The organism is Bradyrhizobium nanningense (assembly GCF_004114535.1).
GTDB classification, from domain to species: Bacteria; Pseudomonadota; Alphaproteobacteria; order Rhizobiales; family Xanthobacteraceae; genus Bradyrhizobium; species Bradyrhizobium nanningense.
Genome location: NZ_LBJC01000031.1, coordinates 310,471 through 330,039 on the forward strand (window position 1 = coordinate 310,471; position 19,569 = coordinate 330,039).

Below are 19,569 nucleotides of genomic sequence, written 5' to 3' on the forward strand. Positions count from 1 at the left end.
CAGGAGAGTTTTATGGCCGTCATCTTGATCACCGGCGGAGCGCGATCGGGCAAGAGCAGGCGTGCGGAAATGCGCACGCGCGCTTTTCCGGGCCAGCCCGTCTATGTCGCAACGGCCGAGGCACTCGACACTGAGATGGAGGCACGCATTGCCAAGCATCGCGCGCGGCGCGGAGCCGACTGGATCGAGCGCGAGGTACCGCTAGATCTCGTGGGGGCGCTGGTCGCGACCGATGGCGGCGGCGCAAGACTGGTGGATTGCCTGACGCTGTGGCTTTCCAATTTGATGCATGCGACGCGCGATTGGGAACGCGAGGTGACCGAACTCGCCGCCGCCCTGCCCCGTTTCAAGAGCCCCGTCGTCCTGGTCACCAACGAAGTCGGCCTCGGCATCGTGCCGGACAATGCGCTGGCGCGCCTCTATCGCGACGCCGCCGGAACCATGAATCAAACGATCGCCGACGTTGCTGACGAGGTCGAGTTCGTCGTCGCCGGCCTTCCGATGAAATTGAAATGATGCCGCGCGCCGAGCTTCTCAAAGACATCGTCGCCGATCTCAGGATGGCGGCGTCGTTCGTGACGATCCTTCCGGCGGCATCGTCGAAGCCGGCGGCTGACGGCGCCGTCGCGCGGGCGACCTGGGCGCTGCCCGTCGCAGGACTGCTGGTCGGCCTCGCCGGCGCCTTCGTCTACAAGGCCGCGATCCGCTGCGGACTGACACCGAACCTCGCCGCCCTGCTTGCGCTGGGGACTACCGCCCTCATCACCGGCGCATTGCATGAGGACGGGCTTGCCGACACCGCCGACGGACTCGGCGGCGGCCGCACGCGCGAGCGCAAGCTGGAGATCATGCGCGACAGCCGGATCGGCACCTACGGCGTCTGTGCGCTGATCCTGTCGTTCGGCCTGCGCTGGAGCGCGCTCGCAACGATCGCCAGTCCCTTCGCCGTCACGCTGGCGCTGTGCGCCGCGCACGCGGCCGCCCGTGCAGGCGTGCCGGCCTTCATGTCACTGGTCCCGCCGGCACGACCGGACGGGTTGTCGGCGCGCGCCGGATCGCCGCCGGGCCGCAGCGTCGCTATCGCATTCGCGGTTGGAACGCTCGCGCTCGCCCTGGCGTTGGGGCCGGGCAAGGCGCTGGTCGGCCTGATCCTGCTGTCGTTTGCTGGATTGATGCTGGCACGGCTTGCGATCCGCCAGATCGGCGGGCAGACCGGCGACATCCTCGGCGCGTTCGAGCAGATCGGCGAAATTCTGGTCCTGCTGGTCGCCGCAGCCTTTCAGATCGGACGTTGAGCCGATGGTCGAGTTCGACGACACCTTCCGCCGGCAATTGCACGAGCTGTTCGTGTGGCGCCGCGACGTGCGCCGCTTTCGCAGCGATCCGCTACCGGAGGGGGCCATCGATCGGTTGATCGAGACCGCCTGCCTTTCGCCCTCGGTCGGCCTCAGCCAGCCCTGGCGCTTCGTCATCGTCGACGATGCCGTGCGCCGCCGCGCCGTGATCGACGATTTCAGGGCGTGCAACGCCGATGCGCTGAGCTGCTATTCCGGCGAGCGCGCAGCGCGCTACGCCACGCTGAAATTGTCGGGCCTCGAACAGGCGCCCGGCCATCTCGCCGTGTTCGCCGACAAGACCAGCGACATCGGCCACGGTCTCGGCCGCGCGACCATGCCGGAGACCACGGAATATTCCGTGGTTGCCGCGATCACCGCGATGTGGCTCGCCGCACGCGCGGAAGACATCGGTCTCGGCTGGGTGTCGATCCTCAATCCGGATCGCGTGCACGCCATTCTCGACGTACCCGAGACCTGGAAGTTCATCGCCTATCTCTGCATCGGCTATCCGGAAGGCGAATGCGACCGGCCCGAGCTCGAGCAAGCGAAATGGGAGCATCGGCGCCGGGCGGATGAGTTCACGCTGCGGCGTTAGCTGGGAGAGTGGCTGCCAAACGCTGCGAATGAACATTCACACGTGCATTTTTTGATCAATTGTGGACGCTGGCCGATCGCGCTAAGCATCCGAGCCGGGGCAAGCCATCATGCAAAGCATTCCATGACCGAACGGCCTTCCGCTCTCGCGGTCGATCGCCGCGACTTCATTCGTCTTGCAGGAGCGACCGCCGCGGGATGGATCGCGCTCGGCGCAACGTCGGATCGCATGCGGATCGTCGCATCGTTGACCGCATTGCCGCTCGACGACGAGCTGACGAGGCGGAGCATGATCGACAGCGCGACCTCTCGCCTCGGCGGCCTCGTCGTCGGCTTGAGGCAGCGCGGCTGGGTCGAGGGCGTCAACTTCCGCCTCGAGCTGCGTTCAAGCTTCGGCGCACCGGACAGGCTGAAGGCGGCCATTCAGGAACTGCTCGAGCTCAAGCCGGATGTGATCCTGACGGGATCGACCATCGAAACCGCAGCGGTCCTTGCCGCCACCAAGACCATTCCGATCGTCTTTGCGACCGCCAACGATCCCGTCGGCAATGGCTTCGTCGAAAGCCTTGCCCATCCCGGCGGCAACGTGACCGGCTTCACCAACAGCACCGCCGAGATGGGCGGCAAATGGCTGCAACTGATCCGGGAGGCCGTGCCCGACCTTACCCGCATCGGTGTCCTGTTCAATCCGGCGACCACACCTCGGGCGGGGCGCTTCTTCCTCGACTCGATCGAGCAACAGGCGGCCGAGTCCGGAGTGTCCGTCCTCCCCGCCCCCGTCCATGTGCCGGCGGACATCGACGACGCCGTCAGGCGCTTCTCCGAACCGCCCAAGGCGGCGATGATCGCGCTGGTCGACAGCTTCCTCGTCGTCAACCGGCAGACGGTCGTCGCTGCGGCGGCCAAGTATCGCGTGCCCACGATCTATCCGTTCCATTACTTCATGGATGCCGGCGGGTTGATGAGCTACGGGCCGACGTTGGAGGTGCGCTCGGCCGATTACGTCGATCTCATCCTGCGCGGCACCAAGGCCGGTGATCTTCCGGTGCAATCGCCGCGGAAATACGAGCTCCTGATCAACCGTACGGTCGCTCGCTTGCTGGGATTGACCATCCCGTTCACGCTGCTCGCGCGCACCGACGAGATCCGCGAGTGAACGAGACAGTCGACCAGGGACCTCTGCGGACGCCTCCCGGGCGGCTGTTCCGCAAATATCTCTACTCGATCCTCGCCCTCGCCTTTGCCGCGCTCGCCATCAACACCGGCTTTGACGTCTGGTTCTCCTATCGCGAGCAGAAGCAGCTTCTGGCGGCAACCCAGCGCGAGCAGGCAGCGTCCGCGGCGATCCAGATCGGCCAGTTCGTCGGCCAGATCGAGAGCCAGATCAGATGGCTGTCGCGCCTGCCGCCGGAATTGTCGACCAACGAAGACCAGCGCCTGAACGCCATCCGTCTCCTGCGTCTTTCGCCGCCCATCGCGGAAATCGCCGAGCTCGACTCGCAAGGACTCGAGCAGGTGCGCGTGTCCCGCCGTGTGGCGGATAAGATCGGCAGCAAGGCCGACCTGTCCGCCTCGCCCGCCTTTCGCGGTGCCAACGAAAGCCGCGCCTATTACGGGCCGGTCTACTTCTTCGCCGACACCGAGCCATTCATGACGCTCGCCACGCGCGGCACCGGCCGCAATCCGAATGTGATCGTCGCCGAGGTCAATCTGCGTTTCATCTGGGACCTCGTCACCGGGATCAGGGTCGGCACCACCGGCAAGGCCTACGTGGTCGATCGCATGGGCGTCTTGATCGCGCATCCGGATTTGTGGCGGGCACTGCAGCGCAGCGATCTCTCGGGCCATGCGGACGTGCGCGCCGCGCTCGATGGCGTGGGGCCGCCCTCGGGCGGATTGGTCAAGGCGGATCTGACCGGCCAGTGCGTGCTGTCGACCTATGCGACGGTCCCCTCGCTCGGCTGGCTGGTGTTCGTCGAGCTGCCGCTCAGCGAAGCCTATGCGCCGATCTACGCATCGATCGGCCGTTCGGCCTTCCTCCTCGTCGTCCTCTTGGTCGGTGCGGTGCTGGTCTCGCTCTTTCTCAGCCGGCGCATGACGGGGCCGATCCAGCTCCTGACCCAGGGCGCGCGGCGGATCGGGAGCGGCGATCTCGGCCTGCGGCTCGCGATCAAGACCGGCGACGAGCTGGAAGCGCTCGGCGACCAATTCAACCGGATGGCGGCGCACCTGCGCGACTCCTACGCGACGCTCGAACGCAAGGTGATCGAGCGCACCTCCGAGCTGGAGAAGGCGCGCGATCACGCCCTTGCCGAGCACGATGCCGCCGAGCGCGCGCGCAGCGCGGCGGTGGCGGCCAACGAGACCAAATCGCGCTTCCTCGCCGTCGTCAGCCACGAGCTGCGCACCCCGCTGAACGGAGTCATGGGCGTGCTGCAGCTGCTCGATGACGGCAATCTCGGCGAGGCGCAGCGGCGCCACCTCGCGACCGCAGCCGCGTCGGGCGAAACGCTGATCGCGCTGGTTGACGCCGTCCTGGAATATGCCCGCCTTGAGGCCAGCACCGAAACGCTGGAAACACGCGACTTCCGCCTCGACCAGCTGATCGGGACAACCGCCGATCTGATGCGTCCGCAGGCCTTCGCCAAGGGGCTGACTTTCGACCTCGCCTGCGATGCGACGGTCAATACCTCGGTGCACGGCGACCCCGTCAGGCTCAATCGCATCCTGCTCAACCTCATCGGCAACGCCATCAAGTTCACGCCATCAGGCGGGATCGCCGTGAACGCGGCCGCTGAGCGGCACGACGATCATGTCCTGCTGCGCATCACCGTTCGCGACACCGGCATCGGCATCGCCCCCGACATGCACGAGCGGATCTTCGAGGATTTCGTGCAGGCGGACGACAGCATCGCGCGGCGGTTCGGCGGCACCGGCCTCGGCCTTGCGATCGCGCGGCGCCTCACGCGGCTGATGCGCGGCGAGTTGACGGTTGCGAGCACGCCGGGCGCGGGCAGCACGTTTGTCTTGGAGGTGCCGCTGAGCCTGGCCGCGAGCGGCGTCGCGCAAGGCAAGCTTCCGCCGCCGTCGCGGCCGCTTCGCGTGCTCTTGGTCGACGACGATCCCGTCAATTGCGAAGTCGGAGAGGCGATCCTGAACCGGCTCGGCCATCATCCCACGATCGCCAGGAACGGTGCATCGGCCGTCGAGCTCGCCCGCAATCATTCATTCGACGCCATCCTGATGGATCTGCACATGCCCGACATGGACGGTGTGGAGGCCGCGTCGCGAATCGGCAAGCTCGGCCTGCCAAGCACGCCGCGCATCATCGCCGTGACGGCCGACGTGTCGTCCAGCGCGCGCGAGCGGCTCGCGGACGCAGGCATCGCCAGGATCGTCAGCAAGCCGATCCTGATCAACGCGCTGCGCGAGGCGATCGAGGACGATCCGGAAGTCGAGCCAGCAGCAGCGCAGCTCGCCGCGGGCGCGTTGATTGATCGCCCTTTCCTCGACGACCAGAAAGAACTCCTTGGCCCGACGCAGATCGCAAAGCTCCATCATCTGCTCCAGGAGACCGGCGACAGGCTGATCTCGGACATCGGCAAGGCGGCAGAGCTCGGCGACCACAAGCGGCTCGCCCGATCGGCGCACCAGCTCGGCAGCGCGGCGAGCGCGCTTGGCCTCGTCCGGCTGTTCGAGCGCTGCCGCGAAGTCGAGCTGGCAGCGAGCTCAATGTCCCCGCCCGAGCGCCAGGACGCTGCACGCGAGCTCGCCACGCTTCAGAAGGCCTCGATGAGCGCGTTGGACGAATTGCTCCGGCCAGCCGAACATCGTACGGTCGCTGACTGAAGTACAAGATGATCGGAGACGCCGGTGCGCGCAAAATGCCTCGCCATTCTTCTCATGCTGTTCGCTCCTGCCGCGCGCGCCGAGGTCGAACAATTCCCTTCCGGCTTTAGAACCAGAACCGTCGCGGCCAATGGCACACAGATTCATGTTCGCGTCGGCGGCCAAGGTCCGGCCGTGATCCTGATCCATGGCTTCGGCGATACCGGCGACATGTGGGTCAAGCTCGGCGCTGACCTCGCGCGCGATCACACCGTGGTCGTGCCCGATCTCCGCGGCATGGGCCTGTCAGGCAAGCCCGATAATGGCTACGACAAGTGGACTCAGGCGGCCGACATGCGTGCCGTTTTGCAGTCACTCGGCATCGAAAAGGCCGCCGTCGTCGGACACGACATCGGAACCATGGTGGCCTATGCCTACGCGGCCCGGTATCGCGACCTGACCGAGAAGCTGGTCGTCATGGATGCGCCGGTGCCCGGGGTGCCGCCATGGGACGAGGTCGTTCGCAGTCCGCAGCTTTGGCATTTTGATCTCGGGGGGCCCGACATGGAACGGCTGGTCAAGGGCCGCGAGCGCATCTACCTCGACCGCTTCTGGGATGACTTCGCGGGCACGCCATCAAAGGTCACGGAAGCGACACGCCGCCATTATGCAGAGCTCTATGCGCGGCCGGGCGCGATGCACGCGGCATTCGCCCAGTTCAGGTCGATCCGCACCGACGCCGAGGACAACAAGAAGGCGATCGCGACCAAGCTGACCATGCCCGTGCTCGCCGTCGGCGGGGAGAAATCCTTTGGCGCGACGGAGGCGGTCGTGATGCGCAATGCCGCGACTGATGTCACCGAGGTCGTCATCCCGGGTGCCGGGCACTGGCTGATGGAGGAGGATCCGGCGGCGACGATCAAGGCGGTGCGCCAGTTTCTCGACGGCAAGAAATAGGACGGCGAGCCGGGCTGAAATGTCTCGGCCCGGCTTTTCCCTTGGCGCGCCACCTGTGGCGCGTCAGCCTGCCTCCTCCTCCCGCCCAAACCGCTCCACCAAAAAATCGATGAACAGCCGCACCTTCACCGACAAATGCCGCGTCGGCGGATAGACCGCATAAAGCGCGAGCGGCGGCGCAGAATAGTCTTGCAGCACTGCGCGCAGCTCGCCCTTCCTTAAAGCATCAGCCGCGATGAACTCCGGCAGCAGCGCCAGCCCCCTGCCCTTGATCGCGACGTCGCGCAGCACCTCGGCATTGTTGACGCACAGCGACCAGGCCGGCTGGATCCAGTGATCGCCGTCGGTGCCGGTGAGCTTCCACTGGTTGCCGGTGAGCAGGAAGCCGTAGGTCAGCGACACATGCTCGCGCAGATCCTGCGGATGTTTTGGCGTGCCGTGACGCGCGAGATAATCGGACGAAGCGCAGATCATGCGCGATACCGGCATGATTTTTCGCGCGATCAGGCTCGACGATTCCAATTCCGCGATCCGCAAGGTCACGTCAAAACCGTCCTGGACGGGATCGAGCAGATCGTCGCTGAGCACGATCTGGAGCTGGAGCTCCGGATAGCGCGTCATGAAATCGGCCAGCACGGGCCCGAGCCGTAGGGTGCCGAACGACATCGGCGCGTTGACGCGGAGCAGGCCGCGCGGCGCCGACTGGGCTTGCGTTACCGCCTGGTCGGCCGCCTCGACCTCCGAGAGGATGACGAGCGCGCGCTCGAAATAACGCTGGCCATTCTCGGTCGGGCTCGCGTGCCGCGTGGTCCGGTTCAAAAGCTGGACGCCGAGGCTCTCCTCGAGGTCGGCGATGTATTTGCTGATCGCCGAGCGCGACAGCCGCAGCTGCCGGCCGGCTTCCGCAAAGCTGCCGCTCTCGACCACTTTCACGAACGCCCGGAGGCTGCCGAGCTTATCCAAGGTCTGCTTCCGCCGATTGTTTCCAAATCGTAGACATAGCCGTCATATTTGCATGGATTGTCTCCAATCCAAAGCTGAACAATATTTCCGTCCAGAGCAAGACCGCTCCCCGAAGTTTGGAGGACGACAATGTCAGGACTGCACCACGTCACCGCGATTGCCGGCGATCCCATCCGCAATTTCGGCTTCTACACCCGCGATCTCGGCCTGCGCTTCGTCAAGAAGACGGTCAATTTCGACGATCCCGGCACCTATCATTTCTACTATGGCGACGAGACCGGTCGGCCCGGCACCATCCTGACCTTCTTCCCCTGGGCTGGCGTGTCGCCCGGACGCCGCGGCGTCGGCGAGACCCATCAGACCGCCTTCCGCGTGCCGCAGCGCTCGCTCAGTTATTGGACCCAGCGCTTCACCGAGAAGGGCATTGCCTATGAGGCGCTCGAGAAGCGCTTTGGCGAATCCGTGCTGCCGTTCACCGATCCTGACGGCATGGCGCTTGCGCTGGTCGGCATCCCCGGCGCCGAGGGCGAGCCCGGCTGGAGCAATGGCGACGTGCCGGCCGAGCATGCGATCCGCGGCTTCCACGGCGTAACCTTGCTGCTCGACAGCGCGGCGAAGACGGCCGCCGTCCTCACCGACGTGTTCGGTTTCAAGGAGACGGGGCGCGAAGGCTCCGTGATCCGCTTCAAGGCGCCGGGCGATGTGGAGGGCAGCGTCGTCGACATCTACGAGGCCAAGGGTTTTCTGCGCGGCCATCAGGGCGGCGGCTCGGTGCACCACATCGCCTTCCGCGCGGCCGATGACGCCGAGCAGGCCAAGATGGCCGAGAGGCTCATCAGCAATCACGGCCTGCATCCGACCGAGCAGAGGGACCGCAACTACTTCCGCTCGATCTACTTCCGCGAACCCGGCGGCGTGCTGTTCGAGATCGCGACCGACATTCCCGGCTTTGCCGTCGACGAGCCCGTCGCGACGCTGGGTCGCGAGCTGAAGCTGCCGAGATTCCTCGAAGCGCAGCGCGAGCAGATCGTGGGCGTGTTGCCGAACCTGGAAGAGAGCGTGTCATGACCGAGAGTTCATTCATCCATCGTTTTGAGCCCGCGACGAGCGCGGGCTCCCCTCCGCTGCTGCTGCTGCACGGCACCGGCGGCGACGAGAACGACCTGCTCGGGCTCGGCAAGATGATCTCGCCCGGCTCCGCCCTGCTCTCGCCGCGCGGCCGCGTGCTCGAGCACGGCATGCCGCGTTTCTTCCGCCGGCTGGCCGAAGGCGTGTTCGACGAGGAGGATGTGCGCCGGCGCGCACGCGAGCTCGGCGACTTCGTCGCGGATGCGCGGCAGCGCTACGGCATCGCCGCGCCGGTCGCGGTCGGCTTCTCCAATGGCGCCAACATCGCGGCGGCGCTGTTGCTGCTGGAGCCGGAGGTGCTTGCGGGCGCGATCCTGCTACGTGCCATGGTGCCGCTGTCGGATCCGCCAACGGCCGATCTTGCAACCAAGCCGGTCCTGCTGTTGTCCGGGCAAGGCGATCCGATCGTGCCGGCCGGCAATTCGGCCCGGCTTGCGACCCTGCTCTCGCAAGCAGGCGCGAGCGTGACCCACAGGGTCCTGCCGGCGGGCCATCAATTGTCGCAAGCCGACGTGACGCTCGCCCGCGACTGGATCGGCAATGTCGAGGCGAAAGCCGCATGAGTGGAGCGGCGCATCATTTCCGAACGATGCGCCGCCGCCTTGCCTCAGTTACGGACCAAGAACTAAGCTACTGGACCTCGGCAATCTTCGGTCCAGATGACAGCATCTGCGCGTTGGCCGCCAAGGGCCGCTTCGGCGACGATGCCGGATCCGGCAAGCGGAAAGCGGCGTCGGACGGCGCTCCCTGCGATGGTCGACGGGCGGCATTTGCCGGAAGCACGATCACCTTCGCTCCGACTTTCACCCGTTCATAAAGGTCCGTGACGTCGTCATTCGTCAGCCGGATACAGCCAGACGAAACCCGCTTCCCGATCGTATCGGGGTTATTTGTGCCGTGAATTCGATATTCGGTCTCGCCGAGATACATCGCCCGGGCGCCAAGCGGGTTGCCGGGACCGCCTGCCATGAACCGCGGCAGATAAGGCTGACGCCCAATCATCTCCGCGGGCGGATGCCAATCCGGCCATTCTGCTTTGCGGGCCACAGTCTGCTCACCGGACCATGCGAAACCTTCGCGGCCGACACCGATGCCGTAGCGCATCGCCTGCGTGTCGTTCAGGACGAAATAGAGGAATGTGTTCTTGGTATCGATGATCACGGTGCCCGGCGCCTGGCGGCTGGCATAATCAACCACTTGTCGGACAAGAGCGCCGGGGCCCTCAGCGGCTTTCGGTGGTTCAACCAGAGGCGCCGGGGCCGGAACTGGAGCCGGAGGCGGCGCCGATGCATGAACCGGAGGTGCCACGTAAACCGGACTTGACGATGCCTGGGCTTGAGGTGCGGACGGCTTCCGCGCGGGTGGCACGCTCGCCGGGCCAGACAGCAACCCGTACCCCAACGCGGCAACGGCCACGGCGCCGAGTGCAACTCTCGCGGCCATCGGCATGGCGAGCGTCTCCGCCTTCCTACGTTTGGCCCGCTTACTCATATCTTACCCCAGGTCACCATGCCCGAAGAGGTAACCCGGCAAAATTTAAGAAACTTCGAAGCGATTTCGTTCAGATTGAAACCGTTAGGGATGGTTAACGCCGAATTCCTTTTCGGCAGCGTAGAAATGGTGAATATCGCCTGATATTTCGGCTGCGACGGGACGACGCGCTTCTCATCGCGGAGCGAGTCTGAATCGCCCGGCGGGGCGGACACGTTCCGCTCTTTCGGCCCCCGGTCAGAAGCGGACGTCCAAGCGGGGAATTGGTCGTGCTGCTGAGCGGCGAAGGTGTCTCGCCCCGCTGCTGGCGGGGCGAGGTCGTTGCGCCCAAAGCAACTCGCTCAGATCAGGAAGTCGGTCGAATGCAGGTTCGCCGCCTGGACGCCGTCGAGCGTGATGGTATCGCTCGCCGACAGATGGATCACGGCGTCGCCGGCGGCATTGTCGCTGATCAGGCTCGACAGCGCCGCCCAGTCCGCAAACCCGTAGTCGTGCACGTTGATCAGATCGTGCTCCGTCACGGTGCTGCCGACCGCCTTGTTGCCTTGATCGAAGTCGGTGATGAGGTCGTTGCCGGAGCCGGTATTGAAGACGAAGATGTCGCTGTTCCCCCCGCCCGCGAGCTGGTCATCGCCAGCGCCGCCATTGAGGATATCCCTGCCGCCGGCGATCGAGCCCGGCGTCGCGGGGTCATAGACCTTCGCGTCGCCATACAGGAAGTCACCGGTTGTCCCGCCGGTGAGAACGTCGTTACCACCCTGGGCATTGCCGGACATGGTCGGAGCATCGCCGTAGAGCGTTGGGTGCGTAAGCTGGAGGGTATCGGGGCTATCGGCCTTCAGCGTGAGAATGTCATCGCCCCCTTGGGCATTGTCGGTCAGTGAGGTCGCCGAATCTCCGTACCCAGCTCCGAAAGTGTAGACGATGTTGGTGCCGAACGTGAAGGTTATGTTGTCGTTGCCGCCACGTGCATCGCCGCTGATGGAGCCGATGGCGTCGCCGCTGGCCTGCGCTAAGCCCTCCATGGTATTCAGACTGACATCGAGCGTGTCATTGCCGCCCTGCGCCGTGCCGCTCATGGAACCACCGGCATCTCCGGCGTACACATTATCGTAGCTCCGCCAGCCCACCGCGCCGGTGATGACGTCGCTGCCGCCGTGTGAATCGCCCGACATGTCGCCAGCGACGTCGCCGAATGCATGAGCGTTGGTGTACAGCGAATCGTCCTCGACGCTGATCGTGTCGTTGCCGCCGCTGGCGTCGTCGGTCATGGCCTGGGCATCGCCGACCACGAGGGCCGCGTTCCAGCCGTAGTTGAAGTTGACCGTGAGCGTGTCGTTGCCCCCGTGGGACTGGCCGTGCAAGGTCGTATTGTCCTCGCCGAAGATCGTGACCTCTGCTTCGGGCTGGGTGATGGTTGCCGTCACGGTGTCGTTGCCGCCCCAGGCGTCCGCGGTGGTCGGGAAGTTCGGATCGCCGTAGATGGTTTCGATTTGACCAAACTGGTCGAGCAGGACGTCGATGGTGTCGTTCGGCAGATGCTGCATGGCGTAACTCCCATTTCATTGTCGGAAGCGGGCCTGACGCCTGCAGAATGCTTTTTTGCAAGACGCGTTGTTGACCACGCTTCACCGGGAGCGAATCTACCTTTGGTCGATGGCAGAGATTTGCAGGAATTCGGGAGAGAGTTTGATTGTGCGTATGGAACTCCGCTACGATCCCCTTACACGGCGATGACCGACGCGATGATGATAGATTGCCGGTGTTTTGCCCGACGCATCAACATCCCGGCGCCGCCGTCGACCATTGAGCGACGCAACGCGCAAGTCCTTGAAATGACTACGCCCGGCTACTGTGCATGGGGTTGTTTTTCAGGTTTTTGTTTTGGACCTGACAAACGATTGGCCTCTCCCCGATGAGGAGAGGCCAACATTGAACCGATGCGCTCGAATTGATCGATCGTTCCTATTCCCAGGCCCACGCCGAGAAATCGTTCTCGAACTGCGGGACTTCCTTCCAGACGCCCTTCAGCTTCTTGTTGATGACAGTGGGCCATTGCGGCTGGAACAGGTAGGCGGAGACGGCGTCGGTGGCCAGCATGCGCTGGGCGTCACCGAGAAGCTTGGCGCGAGCGGCTTCCTCCGGCGTCGACACGATCTCCTTGTAGAGCGCGTTGAACTTCTCGTTGTTGTAGCCGAGATAGTAGTCCGGCTCGGTGACCTTGACGAGGTCGAACGGCTCGACGTGGCTGACGATGGTGAGGTCGAAATTGTGCGGGCCATTGGGCGCGAACACCTGCGACAACCACTGCGCCCATTCGACATTCTCGATCTTGGCGACGATGCCGACCTTGGCGAGCTGGGCCGCGACGATCTCGCCGCCCTGCCGCGCATAGGGCGGCGGCGGCAGCTTCAGCGACAGCTCGATCGGCGTGGTGACGCCGGCTTCAGTGAGCAGCTTCTTGGCCTTCTCGGGATCGTAGGGATTGATGCCGGTCGTGTCGACATAGCCGAGCGATCCAGGCGTGTAGAAGCTGCCGATCGGGGTGCCGAACCCTTCGACCGCGCCGTCGATCAATGCCTTGCGGTCGATCGCAGCGAGGATGGCACGGCGGACGCGGACATCATCGAGCGGCTTCTTGCGATGATTGATCGCGACGATGGTCTTGGCCCTGGATCCGCCGATCAGCACCGTGAAGCGTGGGTCGGACTTGAACTGAGCAACGACGCGAGTCGCGATGCGCGGAAATGCATCCACGTCGCCCGACAGCAGCGCCGCAGCCTGCGCGGCCGGATCGGAGATGAAGCGGATCGTGACCTTCGAGAGCTTGATCGCCGAGGCGTTGCGGTAGCCGGCCCATTTGGTCAGCGTGATCGAGGACCCCTTGGCCCAGGCCCCTAACTGATAGGGTCCAGTCCCAACCGGCTGCGTGACGTTGGTCGCCGCGCTCTTCGGCTCGACGATCGAGCCGCTCGCCTGCCCCAGCAGGAACGGCAGGTTCGGCTCGGAATATTTCACCGTGATCGCGACGGTGTCGGCGTCGGGCGCGTCGACCTTCTCGAACGCCTGGAACAGGCTCTTGTCCTTGTTGGTGCTGGTCGGCGCCGCGTTGCGCTCGAACGAGAACTTCACCGCCGCGGAATCGAACGGCTCGCCATTGTGGAATTTGACGCCCTTGCGCAGCTTGAACGTATAGGTCTTCAGATCAGGCGAAGCGGTCCAGCTCTCCGCCAGCAGCGGCGAGACCGAGCCGTCCTCGTTGATCTTGGTCAGAGTCTCATAGATGTTGTAGAGCGTGACCTCGGCGATCGCGGCGGCGGCGGCATTGGTGGGATCGAGCCCCGGCGGCTCCAGCGTCATCGCCATGACGACACTGTCCTTCTTGCTCTGCGCCAGCACGGGCAAAGGTGCCGCGACGAGCGCGGCGGCAAAGGCGACGATCGATAATTTCCTCAACATGCGCAACTCCCCGGCCCTGTTCTGTTCTTAAGCCTACGCCAATCCGGCTCCGGACACTAACCTTCCATGGCGGCCTGCGGCAACGCCATCACGGCCTCCGCCCTGTGGCAGGCGGCAAGTTGTCCCTCGCCGACCTTGCGTAACTCAGGCAGGGCCTCGCGGCAATGCTGCTCGGCGAGCGGACAGCGCGCGACATAGGGGCATCCGACCGCCGCCGCCGATTGCGAGGCGATCGCCTGGCCCCCACGCCGCCGGCGACCGCCGCCGGCACGCGCCCGCGGCACGGCCTCCAGCAGCGCCCGCGTATAGGGATGGGCGCAATGCTCGAACAGATCTTCGGGGCGGCCCTGCTCGACGATGCGGCCGAGATACATCACCGCGACCTCGTCGCAGAGATAGTCGACGACTGCGAGGTCATGGCTGATCAGGATGTAGCTGAGGCCGAACTGCTCCTGGAGATCCTGCATCAGGTTCAGCACCTGGGCCTGCACGGAGACGTCGAGCGCGGAGACCGGCTCGTCGGCGACGATCAGCTTGGGCTGGGTGATCAGCGCGCGGGCAATGGCGATGCGCTGGCGCTGGCCGCCGGAGAATTCGTGCGGATATTTGTCCATGTCCGCATCGCGCAAGCCCACCTGGCGCAGCACTGCGGCGACGCGGTCGCGGAACGTCGTGCGATCGGCCCCCTCCAGCACGGTGAGTGGCTCGGCGACGATGCGGGCGATGGTCTGGCGCGGATCGAGCGAGCCGTAGGGATCCTGGAACACCATCTGGAAATCGCGCCGGGCGCGGCGCAATTCATCCGCGGGGATGCGGTTGAGATCGCGCCCAAGCAGCGCGACCTGTCCCGACGTCGGCCGCTCTAGCGCCATCACCAGCCGCGCGAAGGTCGACTTGCCCGAACCGGATTCGCCGACGACGCCGAGGCTCTTGCCCGCGGCAACCTGCACGCTCACCCCATTGAGCGCACGCACCTGCCCCGGCGGACGAAACAGGCTTTCCCGCGGCAGGGCGTAGCGCTGCTCGAGATCCTTCACGTCCAGAAGCGGTGCGACGGTCATGCGGTCAGCGCTCCGACGCGTTCTGCCATCGAGACATCAGTCCTGATGCAGCGCACGCCATGGCGAGGTCCGACCTCCACCATCGGCGGCACTGCGGCGCGGCACGCATCGATCACCAGCGGACATCGCTCGGAGAAGGTGCAGCCCGAAGGCAGATCGGCCAGCTCCGGCACGGTGCCCGATATCGTCTTCAGCCGCGTCCCCTTGCGCGCGCCAAGCTTCGGCCGGGCGCGGAACAGGCCCTGCGTGTAGGGATGGCCCATGCGGCGGAAGACTTCCTCGGTCGGCCCGCTCTCGACGACGGCGCCGCCGTACATCACCATCATGCGCTGCACGTTCTCGGCGATGACGCCGAGATCGTGCGAGATCAGGATCATCGACATGCCGCGCTCCTCGACGAGATCAGCAATGAGGTCGAGGATCTGCCCCTGGATGGTGACGTCGAGCGCGGTGGTCGGCTCGTCCGCGATCAGGAGGTCCGGCTCGCAGGCGAGCGCCATTGCGATGGTGATGCGCTGACGCTGGCCACCGGAAAACTGGTGCGGATAGGCGTCGACCCGCCGCGCGGGATCAGGCAGCCCGACGCGATCGAGCAAGGCGATCGCTTCTTTCCGCGCCTGAGACGCCGAATATTTCTTGTGACGCCGCAGTGGCTCGGCGACCTGGTTGCCGATGGTGTGCATCGGATTGAGCGCGGTCATCGGCTCCTGGAAGATCATGCTGATGCGGTTGCCGCGCAGGCGGCAGTAGTCCGCATCCGCAAGCCCGGCGAGCTCGTTGCCGTCGAGCTTGATGCTGCCGGTGACCATTGCGCTATCGGGTAGTAGCCCCATCAGGGACATCGCGGTGACCGACTTGCCGCAACCGGACTCCCCGACCAGTCCCAGCGTCTCGCCGCGCTTCAGCGCGAAGCTGACGCCGCGCACGGCCTGCGCCGGCCCGCGACTGGTGTTGAGGCGGACGCCGAGATTCTCAACCTCGATCAGCGGCATGTCGGAGCGCTCAGCCATCGTCATCGCTCCCGCGCCAATCTTGGATCGAGCAGGTCGCGCAATCCGTCGCCGAGCAGATTGAGGCCGAGCACCGCGATTGCGATCGCCGCGCCCGGATAGACCGCGAGCATCGGCGATTGGAACAGCAGCGTCTGCGCATCGTTCAACATCCGCCCCCAGGATGGCTGCGGCGGCTGCGTGCCGAGGCCGAGATAGGACAGCGCCGCTTCGGCAAGTATGGCGAGCGCAAACTGGATAGTGACCTGCACGATCAGGATCGACAGGATGTTCGGCAGCACGTGCTCAATGGTGATGCGGAATTTCCCTTTCCCCGCGGCGCGCGCGGCCAGCACGAATTCGCGCGCCCAGATCGCGTTGGCCGAGCCGCGCGTCAGCCGGGTCAGCGTCGGGATCTGGAAGATGCCAATCGCGACGATCGAGGTCACCATGCCCGGCCCCACCACCGCGGCGAGCATGATCGCGGAGAGCACGGCCGGAAACGCGAAGGTGAAGTCGGAGAAGCGCATGATGATCTCCTCGGTCCAGCCGCGCCGTGCAGAGGCGACCAGGCCGAGCGTGACGCCGAAGGTGAGACCGATGCTGACGGCGATGATTCCGACCATGATGGTGGAGCGGGCGCCGGCGAGCAGCAGCGAGACGATGTCGCGGCCGAAGGAATCGGTGCCGAGCCAATGCGCCGCCGACGGCGGCCGCAGCTTCGAGGCGATGTCGATGTCGTAGGGCGACCATGGCGTCCACACCAGCGACAGCAGCGCGGAGAGGAGCACCAGCAGGCTCAGCGCGCCGCCGAGCACGAAGCTGCGATGGCGTAGCGCGCGCCGCCAGAACGTCCGCGCCGGCAGCGGGCGCGGTGCGAGCGGCGCATCGATGATCAGGGGCTCGCTCACAGGTCGTGGACCTTGATGCGGGGATCGATGAAGGCGTAGAGCACGTCGACCACGAAATTGACGATGACGACCATGGTCGCGAGCAGCATCACGCAATTGCGCACCACGATCAGGTCGCGATTGGCGATCGACTGGAAGATCAGGCGGCCGAGGCCCGGCAAATAGAACACGTTCTCGATCACGATGGTGCCGGCCAGCAGATTGGCGAATTGCAGCCCCATCACCGTCATCACGGGGATCATGGCGTTGCGCAGCACGTGACTCCACAGCACCTCGCGCTTGCCGAGTCCTTTGGCGCGTGCTGTGCGGACGAAATCTTCGCGCAGCACTTCCAGCACGGCCGAACGCGTGACGCGCGCGAGGATCGCGGCCTGCACGACCGCGAGCGAAATTGCCGGCAGCAGCAGCGACTTCACGCCGAGCCAGATGCCGTCCTCCCAGCCGGCAAAGCCGCCCGCCGAGAGCCATTGCAGCCGCACCGAGAACAGGAGAACCAGCAGGATCGCAAACCAGAAATTCGGCAGCGCGATGCCGATTTGCGTCAGCGACATCACGCCGACGTCGCCGAGCTTGTTGTGATTGGCGGCGGTGTAGATGCCGGCGGAAAGCGCCAGCGTCACTGTGATCGCCATGGCCATGATCGCGAGTGGAACGGTCAGCAGCAGCCGCTCCGCGATCAGGCTGGCGACCGGCGTGCCGTAGACATAGGAGTTACCGAGATCGCCGACGAGGAGGCCCTTGATCCACTGCAGATAGCGAACCGCCAGCGGCTGGTCGAGCCCGAGCTTGACTGTGAGCGCGCGCACCGCATCCGGCGAGGCATCCGCACCCATCAGCATCTGCGCGGCATTGCCGGGAAGCGCATCGAGGACGAGGAAGATGATCAGCGATGCGCCGACCAGCGTCGCCAGCAGGGTCAACAGACGTCGGAGGACAAATACGCTCATGCGCGCTCGGGCTCAAAGCTCACTTGCGGCACGATCAACATGTCCGGGCGCCGGAGGCAAGCCCTTTGCTGAGAAGCCCTTTGCGCCATGCCCATCCCCTCAAGCCGGCCAGCGGGACAGAAGATCGCTGGACGCCTCGAACAATGCGCTCACGCGCAGCAGTCCCGCATCAGCGCGGAAGCGGCCGACAAGCTGCAGTCCGATCGGCAAGCCGTCACGGCCGAAGCCGGAGGGCAGGCTGACAGCGGGATGGCCGGTCATGTTGAACGGCATGGTCCAGGGGAACCAGTGCGGCCGGACGCTGTCGAAATGCCGGCCATCGATCTCGATGGTGCCGAACAGGTCCTGGCCGATCGGCAGTGCGGTCCGCGTGAGGGTCGGCATCGCCAGCAGGTGCCCGCGCGCCAGCAGCGATTGCACATGGCGGAACAGCGCGGTGCGCGCGAACATCGCCTCCTGGTAGTCGACGCCGCTGACCTCGGTGGCGAGTGCGAGCTGCTTGAGGAAGGCCTCGCTCAGCACGTCCTTGTGCTCGGCGGCGAGCTTGGCAAAGCGCGTGCGCCAGACGGTGTGGTTGATGGCGCGCCAGATCGGCTCGATGTCGAAACCCTCGCCCGAGAATTCCTCGAGCTCGGCGCCAAGTCCCGCCAGCCGGTCGAGGCTCGCCCTGAAATTGGCGGCGACTTCGACCGATACCGGCCGGCCCGGCGGCGTCAGGCAGTACAGGATTCTCTGCCCGCGCAGGTCGCCACGCGGGGCGGCGGTGCCGATGAAGTCCGGCACGGGCACGCCAATCGACCAGGGATCGCAAGCATCCTCCCCTGCCATCGCCTGCATCATAAGCGCGGTGTCGGCGACGGTGCGGGTGGTCGGCGTGACGTAGGTCTGGTTGCCGAAGACGTCCAGCGCCTGGCTGTGCGGGATGATTCCGTTGCTCTGCTTCAAACCCACCACGCCATTGCAGGCGGCGGGAATCCGCGTCGAGCCGCCGCCGTCTGTCGCAATCGCAAGCGGCGCGATGCCGCTGGCAATTGCAACCGCCGCGCCGCCGCTGGAGCCGCCGGAGGAGCGGCACGCGTCCCACGCATTGCGGGTACGACCGAACAGCGGAGAATCCGTCAGGCACTTGCTGCCGAATTCCGGCGTCGTGGTCTTGCCGATCAGGATCGCACCTTCGCTGCGCAGCCGCGCCACCGCCACGGCATCCTCGCTCGGCACATTGTCCTTGTAGGGAACGGCGCCGAAGGTGGTCTTGACGCCTTTGGTGTTGACGATGTCCTTGACGGTGACCGGGATGCCGTGCAGCAGGCCAAGCGGCTCACCGGCCATCACCTTGCGCTCGGCCGCGCGGGCCTGCGCCATCGCCTCGTCGCCACAGAGCGTGATGAAACAGTTCAACTCGGGCTGGAGCGCCTCGGCGCGCGCGAGCACGGCACGGACGATCTCGACCGGCGAAATCTTCTTTGCGGCAATGAGGCCGCGCAGTTCGGTTGCGGACAGGAGACAGGGATCGCCGTTCATCGCCACATCACGCTCCGAAGCGGGCCGCCGTTGGCCCGAAGACATTGACAGCGAGAATGACAGTTTTGTTAACTCGCCGTCCAATACGATTTTGGTGGCCAACCCATACGTTTTCGGTATGTCAATGGATCTTCGCCGGCTCCGCTATTTCGTCGCCGTCGCCGAAACGCGCAGCCTCGGCAGGGCCGCCGAGCGGCTGCGGATGGCGCAGCCTCCGCTGTCCGTCCAGATCCGCAAGCTCGAGGCCGAAATCGGCGCGCCGCTGTTCCGCCGCGGCACCCGTGGCATGGACCTGACCGAGGCAGGCCAGGCGCTGCTGACGCGCGCGAGCGAGGCGCTGGCGCTGGCGGCCGACGGCGCCGAAGCCGCGCGCGCGGTCGCCG

General features: G+C 65.5%; 19 protein-coding genes. 9 read left to right on the top strand and 10 right to left on the bottom strand.

What is annotated here, in order from left to right:
• Nucleotides 1-12: 12 nt before the first annotated feature.
• The 6 genes from cobU to XH84_RS27525 all read left to right on the top strand — a co-directional run bounded on the left by cobU (nt 13) and on the right by XH84_RS27525 (nt 6,716).
• The gene (cobU, locus tag XH84_RS27500) at nt 13-516 is read left to right on the top strand and encodes a bifunctional adenosylcobinamide kinase/adenosylcobinamide-phosphate guanylyltransferase (RefSeq protein ID WP_164936647.1); all 504 of its coding nucleotides are present in this window, start codon (nt 13-15) and stop codon (nt 514-516) included.
• Nucleotides 513-1,295 (top strand): adenosylcobinamide-GDP ribazoletransferase, encoded by a 783-nt coding sequence (gene cobS / locus XH84_RS27505; protein ID WP_128922608.1) that lies wholly within the window; start codon nt 513-515, stop codon nt 1,293-1,295. The genes cobU and cobS overlap by 4 nt, the downstream gene beginning before the upstream one ends.
• Before the next feature lie 4 nt (nt 1,296-1,299).
• Nucleotides 1,300-1,932: a 5,6-dimethylbenzimidazole synthase gene (gene bluB, locus XH84_RS27510; protein ID WP_128922609.1), complete on the top strand. Its 633-nt coding sequence runs from the start codon at nt 1,300-1,302 to the stop codon at nt 1,930-1,932.
• A gap of 123 nt (nt 1,933-2,055) precedes the next feature.
• Nucleotides 2,056-3,087 (top strand): ABC transporter substrate-binding protein, encoded by a 1,032-nt coding sequence (locus tag XH84_RS27515; RefSeq protein WP_128922610.1) that lies wholly within the window; start codon nt 2,056-2,058, stop codon nt 3,085-3,087.
• Nucleotides 3,084-5,780, top strand: coding sequence for a hybrid sensor histidine kinase/response regulator (locus tag XH84_RS27520; RefSeq protein ID WP_128922611.1), 2,697 nt, complete (start codon nt 3,084-3,086; stop codon nt 5,778-5,780). The genes XH84_RS27515 and XH84_RS27520 overlap by 4 nt, the downstream gene beginning before the upstream one ends.
• A gap of 54 nt (nt 5,781-5,834) precedes the next feature.
• Complete coding sequence (locus XH84_RS27525; RefSeq protein WP_128922687.1) at nt 5,835-6,716, top strand: alpha/beta fold hydrolase; 882 nt, start codon at nt 5,835-5,837, stop codon at nt 6,714-6,716.
• A 63-nt stretch (nt 6,717-6,779) separates the two neighbouring features.
• Here the strand turns inward: XH84_RS27525 and XH84_RS27530 are convergent, their stop codons facing one another.
• Nucleotides 6,780-7,679 (bottom strand): LysR family transcriptional regulator, encoded by a 900-nt coding sequence (locus XH84_RS27530; RefSeq protein ID WP_164936648.1) that lies wholly within the window; start codon nt 7,677-7,679, stop codon nt 6,780-6,782.
• Between the two features lie 129 nt (nt 7,680-7,808).
• On the opposite strand from XH84_RS27530, the gene XH84_RS27535 reads away from it, so the two are divergent.
• Entirely contained in the window at nt 7,809-8,747 is a 939-nt protein-coding gene (locus XH84_RS27535; protein ID WP_128922612.1) for a ring-cleaving dioxygenase, read from the top strand.
• On the top strand, nt 8,744-9,370 hold the full coding sequence (locus tag XH84_RS27540) for an alpha/beta hydrolase (protein ID WP_128922613.1): 627 nt from the start codon (nt 8,744-8,746) through the stop codon (nt 9,368-9,370). Before XH84_RS27535 ends, XH84_RS27540 begins: the two co-directional genes overlap by 4 nt.
• A 67-nt stretch (nt 9,371-9,437) precedes the next feature.
• Here the strand turns inward: XH84_RS27540 and XH84_RS27545 are convergent, their stop codons facing one another.
• The 9 genes from XH84_RS27545 to XH84_RS27585 form a co-directional block, all read right to left on the bottom strand.
• On the bottom strand, nt 9,438-10,298 hold the full coding sequence (locus tag XH84_RS27545; protein WP_128922614.1) for a L,D-transpeptidase: 861 nt from the start codon (nt 10,296-10,298) through the stop codon (nt 9,438-9,440).
• Complete coding sequence (locus tag XH84_RS27550) at nt 10,295-10,513, bottom strand: hypothetical protein (protein WP_128922615.1); 219 nt, start codon at nt 10,511-10,513, stop codon at nt 10,295-10,297. Before XH84_RS27550 ends, XH84_RS27545 begins: the two co-directional genes overlap by 4 nt.
• Nucleotides 10,514-10,639: 126 nt before the next feature.
• A complete protein-coding gene (locus tag XH84_RS27555) occupies nt 10,640-11,845 on the bottom strand; it encodes a calcium-binding protein (RefSeq protein WP_128922616.1) in 1,206 nt (401 codons plus the stop codon).
• 418 nt (nt 11,846-12,263) lie between these two features.
• A complete protein-coding gene (locus tag XH84_RS27560) occupies nt 12,264-13,757 on the bottom strand; it encodes an ABC transporter substrate-binding protein (RefSeq protein WP_128922617.1) in 1,494 nt (497 codons plus the stop codon).
• Between the two features lie 56 nt (nt 13,758-13,813).
• Nucleotides 13,814-14,818 carry an ABC transporter ATP-binding protein gene (locus tag XH84_RS27565; RefSeq protein WP_128922618.1) on the bottom strand — a complete coding sequence of 335 codons (1,005 nt, stop codon included), beginning with the start codon at nt 14,816-14,818 and terminating at the stop codon, nt 13,814-13,816.
• Complete coding sequence (locus tag XH84_RS27570) at nt 14,815-15,828, bottom strand: ABC transporter ATP-binding protein (protein ID WP_164936649.1); 1,014 nt, start codon at nt 15,826-15,828, stop codon at nt 14,815-14,817. Before XH84_RS27570 ends, XH84_RS27565 begins: the two co-directional genes overlap by 4 nt.
• Before the next feature lie 2 nt (nt 15,829-15,830).
• Nucleotides 15,831-16,718: an ABC transporter permease gene (locus XH84_RS27575; protein ID WP_128922620.1), complete on the bottom strand. Its 888-nt coding sequence runs from the start codon at nt 16,716-16,718 to the stop codon at nt 15,831-15,833.
• Nucleotides 16,715-17,665, bottom strand: coding sequence for an ABC transporter permease (locus XH84_RS27580; protein WP_128922621.1), 951 nt, complete (start codon nt 17,663-17,665; stop codon nt 16,715-16,717). Before XH84_RS27580 ends, XH84_RS27575 begins: the two co-directional genes overlap by 4 nt.
• Nucleotides 17,666-17,764: 99 nt before the next feature.
• On the bottom strand, nt 17,765-19,186 hold the full coding sequence (locus XH84_RS27585) for an amidase (RefSeq protein ID WP_164936650.1): 1,422 nt from the start codon (nt 19,184-19,186) through the stop codon (nt 17,765-17,767).
• Nucleotides 19,187-19,310: 124 nt separating this feature from the next.
• Between XH84_RS27585 and XH84_RS40995 the strand changes: the two genes are divergently transcribed.
• Nucleotides 19,311-19,569: LysR family transcriptional regulator (locus XH84_RS40995; RefSeq protein ID WP_245471869.1), on the top strand; the 259-nt coding region annotated here is incomplete at its 3' end.